Below are 10,979 nucleotides of genomic sequence, written 5' to 3' on the forward strand. Positions count from 1 at the left end.
CTCTATTGATCTTAATCATAGACAAGCCCCCATCCCAGATGGATAGTACTTATTTGGTAAATTTAGGTGTTAGACCTAACACTAGTGCTCCTTCACCCAAGTGTGTCGCAATTACGGCACATAAGGATACCACTGTTGAAACGCTAATTCCCTGTGCTTCTAGCTGTCTTTTAAATTCCTCAGCTTTTTCAGGAGCATTAGTGTGAAGGATACTAAGCTCCATTTCACGATTTTCCTCAGCTAGGGCAACCAAACGTTTCACAGCTTTCTTCTCTGTACGCACCTTTTCAAAAACAACGATTTTTCCTTCGTCATTAAAATTCAAAATAGGTTTGATGGACAAAAGATTTCCTAAAATCGCCGAACCATTCGACAAACGACCACCCTTAACCAGATGATTAAGATCATCCACAAGAATATAGGCCGTCGTTTGGTCAACTTGCTCCTCAAGCTTCTTCAAAATGTTCTCAAAAGACATTCCTTGGGCTGACCAATGCAAAACGTTTCTCACCATAGCTCCCATAGGAGCTGCTGTGATTTTTGTATCAGGAAAAGCAATCTTCAACTTGGCATGGTCCTCAATCAAAAACTGACTATTGGCCCAAAAACCAGAGATTCCTGAAGAAAGGAAAAGCCCAATGACATGGGTATAACCTTCCGCCTCCAACTCCATAAGCAAGTTATCCAAGTCAGCTAGATTTGGTTGTGATGTCTTGAGCAGTTCCTCAGAGTTTGCCATTTGTTCATAAAACTGATTGACATCCAAGTTTTTTCCTTCAACAAAAGGCTGCCCCTCAATGATGACTGGAATATCTAAAACATAAACATCAGCATGGCCCTGAATCTCAGCAGGGAGATTAACCGATGAATCCGTAATAACTGCAAGAGACATCTTAGAACTCCAAGTTGATACCTGGGCGATCCAAGGCAATTTCAGTTACTTCATAAGTCAAACGTTGAAGCGTATCCAAGAGCGGTGCAGCCAAGGCTTCTGCTTCTTCTTGTGAGAAGTCTTTTGGTTCATTGACGATACGGTTTTGAATATGGTCCATTTGAGAAACAATCCCTGAGATAACAAACTCATCTCGGACAATCATAAATTGCAAAACAGCTACAACAGACGTATTGTTAGCTTCTTCATCTTTATTGTGCAACTGGAAAGTTACTTCAACATTTGTTTTAGGCACACCATTCTCTTTTTCCCACTCATGGTTACGAACATCATAGTGGTAACGGTTAACAAATACTTTTTCGCGAATTAAATCCATTAGTCATATTCTCCTTGATACAATTACTCTTTATTATAGCATAAATATGCTTTATTATGGGAATATTATTGACAGAAAAATGAGTATTTAGACCGAGTTTGACAGCAATAATAATCACTAGAAAAGTAGGAGCTTTGATTTAGGTCTAAGAACACTAAAATAAGGCTCCTTCATCAGAAAAGAGCCTTACATTGACAGCTAACAGTCCCTCAAAGAACGTTTCTGCTGCCCCTTTTCATCAAAGTTCTCAGGAGCTAGCCAATTCTCAAATCGTTTCTTAAGTACTGGCCACCCACTGTCAATAATCGAGAACCAGTCCGTATCACGGCTGCGTCCCTTATAGATAGCATGGTTACGAAAACGCCCCTCATAGGTGAACCCTAAACGCATGGCTGCATTGGCAGAAGGGCGGTTGAGACTGTCACATTTCCACTCATAACGACGATAGTTGAGGACTTCAAAAACATATTTCATAAGCAGGTATTGAGCTTCTGTGGCTGCCCGAGTTTTTTGCATAGCAGGAGCCAAAATCACTCGTCCCATCTCTACACTGCGATTTTTGGGTGTAATAGCCATGAGTGAAAAGGTTCCTAGAACTTTATCTGAAGCCTTATCCCTGATGGCAAAGAAATAAGGATTCTGGGATTGCTCATAATCCTCCAAACACTGACGTACAGCTTCTTCAGATTCAAAAGGGTCCGCATACATATAGGTCCAATCAGAAAGAATCTGATTGGTAAAGTAAAAGTCTAGAATATCATCAAAATGTTCTGCCACCGTTAAATGTTCGACACTGCAATAACGGCCTTCTAATAGTGCAACATCAGGCATCTTACCCGGACTAACATCCCTTAAACTTGGTCCCACTTCTTGTTGATACTGATTTAAAGGCATATGATTCTCCTTTTTCATAAAGAAAAGCCTACACAAAAGTGCAGACTTTAGCTGAATTATTTAGCAACTGGGTATACAGATACTTGTTTTTTGTCGCGACCTTTACGTTCGAAACGTACAACACCTTCAACTTTAGCGAAGAGTGTATCGTCACCACCACGGCCTACGTTTACACCTGGGTAGATGTGTGTACCGCGTTGACGGTAAAGGATTGATCCACCTGATACAGTTTGTCCATCAGCTGCTTTAGCACCAAGACGTTTAGCTTGTGAATCACGACCATTGGAAGTAGAACCCCCACCTTTTTTGTGGGCGAAAAGTTGCAAGTTTTCAAGAGTTTTCAACATAAGATTGTGTCCTTTCTTAGTGATTAGTCGCTAACTTACGCGTTGATAGCGTTGATAACAACTTTTGTATAAGGTTGACGGTGACCTTGTTTACGGTGGCTACCTTTTTTAGGTTTGTATTTGAAAGTAACAACTTTCTTTTGTTTACCTTGTTTTTCGATAGTTCCGACAACAGTAGCTCCCTCAACAACTGGAGTACCTACTACAGTTTTATCACCACCGACAAGAACAACTTCGTTAAAAGTTACTTCTGATCCAGCTTCAGCGTTGATTTTTTCAACGTAGATCGCTTGACCTACTTCAACTTTAACTTGTTTTCCACCAGTTTTGATGATTGCGTATGTGCTCATGATGCACCTCCTATTAAAATTTTTAATGTGTCTGAGGTTTCCCTCTGTGAAGACTCGCCTAGTACTGCGGGGGCGAACCCACTTGTAAACAGTAGTCGTGCGGTTGCACAGGACGTGCATTTAGTCAACGTTACAATTCTATCATTTTTTCATGCTAATGACAAGAGAAAAAGTTATTTTGATTATTCTTATTCTGCTCATTGAAATTTATCAAAGTAACGATTACCCTAATCAACTCTTATTCCATATCTTCCTAGGAAAGTCTTAGCTAGAGCCCGCTCCAGACCAACTAAGGAAAGGCTCTTATCCGTTGTCAAAATTTGATAGCGTTCACTTCCTTCAAAATAGAAGTGATTCAATGCCTGATAGCCATTTCGTTCATAAAATGCTAAACGTTTTAGACGTTGAGCCCGATTAGAGACTTGCTCCTCATCCATAGGTTCAATCGTAAGCACACACGGTCGTTCTCCTGCTTCTTCCCTAACTTGTGCCAAAATTTGACTACCGTAACCCTGCGACTGTTTACTTTCCTCAACCGCAAGAAAGAGTAGGTAGACCAGGTTATCAGTACAGATTGCATAGGTAAAACCAATAAAAACTTCTTGATCAAAATAAGCCAAGAAAGATTGTCCATTTTTCAAACTGTTCCAAGACAATTGCCAGAGTGGGAGCCTCTCCTCCACAGGAAAAGCCGCTTCATAAAGTGAAGCGACCTTCTTGAATGTTGGTGTCAGAGGATAAATGTTACGAACCTCTAGTGTCATTTCCCTAACCAATAACCTTCTTATAATCTTCTGGTGTCGCCACATGAGCATGCTCACGTTGACGATCAAGCAAGTGACTAAGGAAGTCACGGTTGCCCAAGGCTTCTTTAAGGGTTTGTTTAAATTGCCCAGCATTCATAGCTGAGAAAATATTGCTTGGTGCAGTATAATCTGGACCATGGCTTGTGTTCGTGAAAGCCAGGATAAGCAGGTTATTTTCAAAGGCAGCACGTGTCGCTGACAGGATTTCATTTTGGTGGTTAATATCTAAATAGAAATCAGCCTCTTGATAGAGACGCTTAACCTGTTCTGTTGTAATATTCGGATAAAGGCTAACATTACTATATTTAGCTAAATCCATCAAACGACTTGACATTTCAGTGATTGCACCAATATGGTAGTGCATGGTAGGCACTTCACTAACAATGTTTTCCAAGTGTTCAATCTGATCTGAGTTGGTCAAGATCAGTGCTTGATTTTGGAAATTATTCTGACGAGCAAATGGATACATGAATCCGAGAAAGGCCACGCGAGAAGCCTGCTCTGGACTAACCAACTTTAGAAGATTCGTATATGCCGTGTATTCTTGCACTACAATCTTAGTTTGACGGTGATTGCTATCAAGAAGGAGGCGCATATTCCCAGGGACTGAATCAGTGATAGGCTCTTGCCAGAAGAGGACATCTTGACCAGAATTCGGAAGATTCATAGCTGTCAAGAAAGGCGTTGACAAGGAGTTATAAAGGATACGTCGCAAATCATAGCCAGCTTCTTTAAGATAAAAGACTACAAACTCCGATTTGTTTTTGAAAATGTAGACCTTGTCTTTCCAATTCAAGATAACGTCTTTGGTCAAATGGTTAATGACGATAACTTCCTTGTTGTCTGGAGTGAAATAACTAGTAATGGTCGCTTCTTGCTTAACATTGTAAGTTGTTTGTGAGAAACGATACCCCTTATTATTGTAGCGATCAGTCACACGCAGGCGACCTGATTCATCATACCAATCCACAGCTTTAACTAGACGCTGATGAGCAGGATGCGCATAGTGAATATGACCACGTTTCTTATCAAAACGGAAGATTTCCGCGTTGCTATTTGTTCCTAAAATTTCCCAGTAATCAGGCACAGGAACCTGATTAAAGTAAAGTGCAGAACCTTGAACCTTGTCAAAACCAGTGAAATAAAGGTAAGGTGAGGTCACATCACTAGGCAGAAAGCCATCATCTGAAAGACAAACTGTTGTATTTACATAGCCAGCGACAATCAGCGAGTAATGGAGATCCCAACTACCTTGACTATAGTTCTCAAATAAATTAATCATGATTAGTCATCTCCTTTACTAAGTTAAGCCACTTCTGCTCGATTTCCTCTGTCAAAAAGCCTTTGGCCATATCATAAGAGACTTGATGAACATGATCTAAATCTGAACGATTGAAGAAAGCTACAATTTTCTCTGCCAAGGCAGCCACAATAGCAAGCTCGTCATCTTTTTCAAATCGAGGGATTAAGTAACCATTTTCATTATCCTTGATAAAAGTTTGGTTCCCATAACGGACATCAAAACCAATCATACCAAGGCCCGATCCAACAGCTTCTAGAAGTGTCAAGCCAAAACCTTCACTCTTAGAACCTGATAGGTAAAGTTCGTAATCCTTGTAGACTTCTGTTAAATCTTGGTGACCCTTAAGATGGATGTAATCCTGAGCGTGATTTTCCTCGATAATGGCCTTAAGCTTAGCTTCTTCAGCACCTGTACCAAAGATATCAAAGTTCACTTGTGGCAGACTTTCTTTAGCCTTAACAACAGCCTTAGCCAACCAATCTACGTGTTTTTCATTGGCCAAACGTGAAGCTGTGATGATTGAGAATGGTTTACGCTCTCCCTCAGGCTCTCTCAGTTTATCCAAACTTCCCACAGGAATCGTTACGATATTAGGTGTAAATGGTGTGTATTTGTTGAACTGATCTAGCATAATGCTACGTTGACGCTCTGTCGCTGTGATGAAGAAATCAACCTTATCTGCATTGCTGAATTGGTACTCATAGAAGTTATTCCAAAGAATAGTCTTGTCTGTCACAGCATTTTCACTAAAGTGCTCTGCATGGACAACAACTCCAAGCTTAGCAGGTTTAGTATTACGGAAAACAGCCTGTCCCGTACCAGTGGCACGGTCCAAGATAACGATATCCTGATCAGTTAGACCAAGTTGCGACATGAAGTAGGCGATAAATTCATGTTTAGATGACAAAATCTTATCTGGGAAACGGAAGACACTATCCTTACCATCAACAATTTCATCATAAGCAACACTACCATCCTCATTGAAGAAACGACGTTGATAGAGGTGAGCCTTGTTATCTACAGGGGTGTAGTACTCCGTGAACATCTTAGTGTAAGAGTAAAAGTCTTTACGAATTAAGCAACCACGCGATACTTTTTCCACACGGTGAACGATATCTTCACCCTCTTTACGCAAGTAGGCTGCATAAAAAATATCTTCCTTGGCACAAAAGAGCTTAACCACCTTGCCATTAATCTCACGACGCGTGATGTCATAAGGGATTTCCTTTTCCAAATCCTTGACAGTATAGGTCGTTGGAGCAATTTTCAGGTCTGTAAAATAGCTGTATAGCCAGATGACGTCTTCATCTTCAAACCCCATGTTACGGGTCAAATCAGAAAGATTGTCCTGCAGGAACATATCCATAAAGACAAATTTGGCCTTAATACCTGTGTTTTTGAAAATTGTAGAACGATAGGCCTGGGCGTACTCAACACCACTTGATGCCCAACCGATTCCTAAATTGATGTTATAAACAGTCATGTATTTTCCTTTCTGGGTAAAAGCTCAACATCGACATTTCTTTTTGGACATACCTAACTCTAGTAGCACCTAAATACTACTATGTTAGTATATATCCTCCTAGACTAGAGCAAGTCTTCAATAAGTGTATCCACTTCGTCTTGCGCTTCTTCAATAGGTGTGATTTCAGTCACCATGATTCCCGCAACCGCACGTTCAACCAAGGCTTCAACATCCATACGACGTTCATATTGTTCAACGTTTTTGATTTTTGGATTAGTCTTTGGACGGTCAGGTGCAAAGATAGTACAGCAATCCTCAAAAGGTTGGATGGAAATGTCAAAGGTATCAATTCTTTGTGCCAAATCAATGATTTCCAACTTGTCCATAGTGACAACTGGACGAATCACTGGCGTACATGTAACAGCATTAATCGCCTGCATAGACTCCATAGTCTGACTAGCAACCTGACCAAGACTCTCACCATTGATAATCACAAGACCTCGACGTTCTTCTCGAATGCGGTCAGTAATACGCATCATAAAACGACGCGTCAAGGTCATCAAATAAGCCTCAGGCGCTTTTTCTTTGATTTCCTCTTGGATTTCAGTAAATGGTACTTCGATGAACTGGATATTACCTCCAAACTTGGTCAACTTACGGGTCAAATCTTGAGCCTTTTTCAGTGCACCAGGACTGGTATAAGGAGGGCTTGCAAAGTGGACAGCTTCAATATCCACACCACGTTTAAGTGCAAGATAACCTGCCACTGGCGAATCAATCCCACCTGAAAGCATGAGCATTCCTTTACCGGCAGTCCCTACAGGTAGTCCACCTGCTCCTTTGATTTCCTCGTGAGAAATATAAGCCGCCTCGGCACGAATTTCTACCTTAAGGTTGACATCTGGGCCCTTCATCTGAGCCTTAATGTCAGGCAATACATCAAAAACTGCATTTCCTAAAGTAAGATTGAGCTCACGACTATCGAGAACAAAATCATGGTCACTACGTTTAGCAGTCACTTTAAAGGTAAGACCGTCACGATAGAGCCCAGTCATAATGTCTTGAACAGCCTTTTTCAAGACCTCGACATCTTTTTCAAACTTGTAAACAGGACTAAAGGCTTGAATACCAAAAATTTGCTTCAAAGACTCTGCTACTGGCTCATAGTCTGTACCGTTGAGGTAGATGTGACCACGGTCTCGGTCAAAAGTCACTTTAACATCTGGATAGATGGATAGAACATCCTTGATGTTATTTCTAAGTTTATTGATAAAGCGCATACGGTTTTTGCCCTTGGTAGACAATTCACCATAGCGAACCATAATTTCTGAATATGTTAGTGTCATTCCTTTTCCTTTTACATTTGAATTTAGTTTTATTGTTTAATTGCTTAAATCTTGCTATCTCACTTTTTGTGTCTTGGCGTAGACCTGCTTGAAAATCGTGAGAAACTGTTCTACCTGTCCCATATCATTGTCATCATCAAGACTGATACGTACAGCCGTTTGAGCTAATTTAGTCGGAACACCCATAGAAATGAGAGTCCCTGCTGGTTTTCCCGCCTTAGATGAACATGCAGATGTCGTTGAAATATAGATTTGATGCTCTTCAAAAGCATGGACAATAACTTCACCACGAACACCCTTGATTCCAAAGGTCAAAATATTGGGCGCAAAGTCTTCACCCTCACCTGAGAAAATAGTAATGTCCTCATACTTAGCCAATTCGTCAAAGATAATTTTTTTCATCTTGGCAATTTTCGGAAGAGAAAACGCCTCTTTGTCAGTAACTAAGCGCAAGGCCTTAGCCATACTCGCAATGCCAGCAACATTCTCAGTCGTTGAACGAAAGTCTTTTTCTTGACCACCACCTGTTAAGAGCGGCGTAATCTTTTTCCCTGCCTTTTTGTAGACAAAACCGACACCTCGAACAGCATGGAACTTGTGACCAGAAAAAGTTGCAAAGTCAACACGGTCTGTTAAATAAGCTGATACAGGAATCTTCCCAATAGCCTGAACAGCATCCACATGGAAAGATATCGTCGGCTCATCAGCCAATATATCCGAGATAGATTGAATAGGTTGGATTGATCCGATTTCGTTATTAACGGCCATAACCGAAACCAAGATCGTGTCGGAGCGTAATAATCTAGCAAGAGCTTCAACATCCACAAATCCTTGCTCATTAACTGGTGCATAGGACACTTCGAAACCATGCTCTGAAAGCCATTTGGCAGACTCTTTTACCGCAGGGTGCTCAATATCAGAAACAATGATGTGTTTGCCGTAAGGCTCTTTTTCGAAAGCTACACCTTTGATGACCCAGTTGTCGCCTTCGGTTCCTCCAGACGTAAAGAAAATCTCATCGGCTGATTTTCCAATGAGGTCCGCAACTTGCTTACGAGAAGCCTCCAAAATACGTGTCGCAGATGTTCCTAATTGGTGCAGGCTGGATGGGTTCCCAAAAATTTTAGTAGCCACTTCTTGATAGGTTCTAAGTGCCTCTGGATAAGGCACCGTAGTGGCTGAATTATCAAAATAAATCATGATTTTTCCTCGATTTTTATTTACTATTTATTATAGCATAATTTTTTTAGCAATTTTTGCGAGAAAATCATATAATAGAAAGTACGAAATATTTTTAAGGAGAGCATCATGTCTGAAAATTACTCACGCCGTAATCATTCATCAAAAGAAGAAAAAAAATCTGCCCCAAAGGTGACTGAACACGTTACAAAAGGCTTCACTGCCTTCCAAAAAGTCCTTACTGCCGTCGGGACAATTTTGTCAATCATCGTGGCTTCAATCACCATCATGAATTTCACAGCCTCTAAAAATAAGGACACTTCTGATTCATCAGCCAATCAATCAACTGTAGTCATCAAAGAAGGCAATAATAAGACTCAAGAATCCAGCGCTGCTTCATCTAGTTATGGCAATGCGACTGATTCAGAAACAGAAACAAGTAGCCAAGCAGGAACTAACACCTATTCGTCATCTGCAGACACAACAACGGGTGGCAATACAACTACTTCTTCATCAGCAGCTACTGCAGACACAACATCTGGCAATGCGACTACTGGTGGTGCAACAACTGGTGACGCCGCTTCTAACTAAGACATGTAAAAGGCTAGGAAACCCTGCCTTTTTTCTATAATCCTATGAACTATACAGAAACTCTAAATTTTATCCATTCTTTCAAGGGCAATGGCCGTCGCCCTCAACTCGAACGTATGCGTTGGCTCTTGAAACAAGCCGGAAATCCTCAGACTCACTTTCCAACGGTGCATATTGTCGGGACCAACGGTAAGGGATCAACAACAAGCTACCTACAAAATATCCTAACAAAGTCAGGTTATCAGGTCGGGACCTTCACCTCCCCTTATATTACTCGTTTCAACGAACGTATTAGTATTAACGGCACAGAAATTCCTGATAAGGATTTGATTAGCCTTGTTGCGAAAGCTCAGGTTCTTCTCGATGATTTAGAAGAGCACACTGCTTTTGACCGACCAACGGAATTCGAGTTGGTCACCTTACTCATGTTCCTCTACTTCGACCTTAAACAGGTTGATATGGCTATCATTGAAGCAGGTATTGGTGGACGCCTTGATTCGACCAATGTCCTTTCGCCAGAGCTTGTCATCTGTACTTCGATTGGATTTGATCACACTGAGACCTTGGGCGATAGCCTTTTGGACATTGCCAATCATAAAGCAGGCGTCATGCGAGAAAACACACCTATCTTACTTGGTCGTGTCTCTACAGAAGTTGAACATTTTTTCAACCAAAAATCACATGACCTACAAGCTCCTTTAGCCGTCATTGATAGAGAAATTCAGCTGCTTCCGCAAGACAATCAAACGATCCAAGTTTCTTATGACCATTGGGAAAGTCCAGATCTTAAGCTACCAATGCTAGGACGACATCAAGAAAACAATGCTGGGTTAGCTGTCACTGCTGCCCATCTCTTGACTCCAACATTTCCTAAGATTACTAATAAGAGCATTCAAGATGGTATTTGTGACACACACTGGCCTGGTCGTAGTGAGTGGATAGGAAATAACATTTATCTAGATGGTGCTCATAACCCTCAAGGAATTGTCAGCTTAAAGCAGGTACTAAAAGATAACTTCGCTAATCGTAGGGTCCACATCCTCTTTGCAGGACTTAGACGAAAGCCATTGGCAGACTTACTAGAAGAACTGAAAGATTACGATATTACGGTAACCAGCTTTGACTTTTTTGAAGCACTGCCCTTGGATGACTACCCCAAAGACTTCAAACGTGTAGCCGACTATAGAGACTGGCTAGCACAAGCTGAATCAGCAAATTCTGATGACCTATTTGTTGTCACTGGATCTCTTTATTTTATCTCAGAAGTAAGAAACTACTTAATTAACGAAAGAAAGGCCTGAAGGCCTTTTTTATTGAGACAATATACAGTTACACACAAAATATAGGTTGTTATTTGAACACAAAGAAAAGTCTATCTATTTGGCTAGACAGACTTCACCTTTTTATCTCATCGTTACAAATTCTTCTGA

At 40.9% G+C, this 10,979-nt stretch carries 12 protein-coding genes and 1 other annotated feature; of the genes, 2 read left to right on the top strand and 10 right to left on the bottom strand.

Annotation, left to right across the window (positions count from 1 at the left end):
- Nucleotides 1-49: 49 nt before the first annotated feature.
- From O3670_RS02635 to O3670_RS02680, 10 genes are all read right to left on the bottom strand, one after another.
- Entirely contained in the window at nucleotides 50-892 is an 843-nt protein-coding gene (locus tag O3670_RS02635) for a DegV family protein (RefSeq protein WP_021144637.1), read from the bottom strand.
- Nucleotide 893: 1 nt separating this feature from the next.
- Complete coding sequence (locus O3670_RS02640; protein ID WP_002885550.1) at nucleotides 894-1,268, bottom strand: DUF1149 family protein; 375 nt, start codon at nucleotides 1,266-1,268, stop codon at nucleotides 894-896.
- 198 nt (nucleotides 1,269-1,466) lie between these two features.
- Nucleotides 1,467-2,162, bottom strand: coding sequence for a GNAT family N-acetyltransferase (locus tag O3670_RS02645; protein ID WP_049545671.1), 696 nt, complete (start codon nucleotides 2,160-2,162; stop codon nucleotides 1,467-1,469).
- Nucleotides 2,163-2,218: 56 nt separating this feature from the next.
- Nucleotides 2,219-2,509: a 50S ribosomal protein L27 gene (gene rpmA, locus O3670_RS02650; protein WP_002885483.1), complete on the bottom strand. Its 291-nt coding sequence runs from the start codon at nucleotides 2,507-2,509 to the stop codon at nucleotides 2,219-2,221.
- Nucleotides 2,510-2,544: 35 nt separating this feature from the next.
- Nucleotides 2,545-2,859 (bottom strand): 50S ribosomal protein L21, encoded by a 315-nt coding sequence (gene rplU / locus O3670_RS02655; RefSeq protein ID WP_002885597.1) that lies wholly within the window; start codon nucleotides 2,857-2,859, stop codon nucleotides 2,545-2,547.
- 40 nt (nucleotides 2,860-2,899) lie between these two features.
- Nucleotides 2,900-2,974: a sequence feature (ribosomal protein L21 leader region), on the bottom strand.
- A 112-nt stretch (nucleotides 2,975-3,086) separates the two neighbouring features.
- Complete coding sequence (locus O3670_RS02660; protein ID WP_002886674.1) at nucleotides 3,087-3,623, bottom strand: GNAT family N-acetyltransferase; 537 nt, start codon at nucleotides 3,621-3,623, stop codon at nucleotides 3,087-3,089.
- Between the two features lie 4 nt (nucleotides 3,624-3,627).
- Nucleotides 3,628-4,947, bottom strand: a complete 1,320-nt coding sequence (gtfB, locus tag O3670_RS02665; RefSeq protein ID WP_002890082.1) for an accessory Sec system glycosylation chaperone GtfB — start codon at nucleotides 4,945-4,947, stop codon at nucleotides 3,628-3,630.
- Nucleotides 4,940-6,451 carry an accessory Sec system glycosyltransferase GtfA gene (gene gtfA / locus O3670_RS02670; protein WP_073685650.1) on the bottom strand — a complete coding sequence of 504 codons (1,512 nt, stop codon included), beginning with the start codon at nucleotides 6,449-6,451 and terminating at the stop codon, nucleotides 4,940-4,942. The genes gtfB and gtfA overlap by 8 nt, the downstream gene beginning before the upstream one ends.
- Nucleotides 6,452-6,555: 104 nt before the next feature.
- The gene (gene thiI / locus O3670_RS02675) at nucleotides 6,556-7,779 is read right to left on the bottom strand and encodes a tRNA uracil 4-sulfurtransferase ThiI (RefSeq protein WP_073685651.1); all 1,224 of its coding nucleotides are present in this window, start codon (nucleotides 7,777-7,779) and stop codon (nucleotides 6,556-6,558) included.
- Nucleotides 7,780-7,833: 54 nt separating this feature from the next.
- A complete protein-coding gene (locus O3670_RS02680) occupies nucleotides 7,834-8,979 on the bottom strand; it encodes a cysteine desulfurase family protein (protein WP_073685652.1) in 1,146 nt (381 codons plus the stop codon).
- Nucleotides 8,980-9,087: 108 nt separating this feature from the next.
- On the opposite strand from O3670_RS02680, the gene O3670_RS02685 reads away from it, so the two are divergent.
- A complete protein-coding gene (locus O3670_RS02685; protein WP_022496261.1) occupies nucleotides 9,088-9,549 on the top strand; it encodes a DUF6556 family protein in 462 nt (153 codons plus the stop codon).
- Nucleotides 9,550-9,593: 44 nt separating this feature from the next.
- Nucleotides 9,594-10,850 carry a bifunctional folylpolyglutamate synthase/dihydrofolate synthase gene (locus O3670_RS02690; RefSeq protein ID WP_037601847.1) on the top strand — a complete coding sequence of 419 codons (1,257 nt, stop codon included), beginning with the start codon at nucleotides 9,594-9,596 and terminating at the stop codon, nucleotides 10,848-10,850.
- Nucleotides 10,851-10,979 lie beyond the last annotated feature (129 nt).

The sequence above is a fragment of the Streptococcus sp. 27098_8_74 genome (genome assembly GCF_041431705.1).
In the GTDB taxonomy this organism is placed as follows: Bacteria; Bacillota; Bacilli; order Lactobacillales; family Streptococcaceae; genus Streptococcus; species Streptococcus salivarius_E.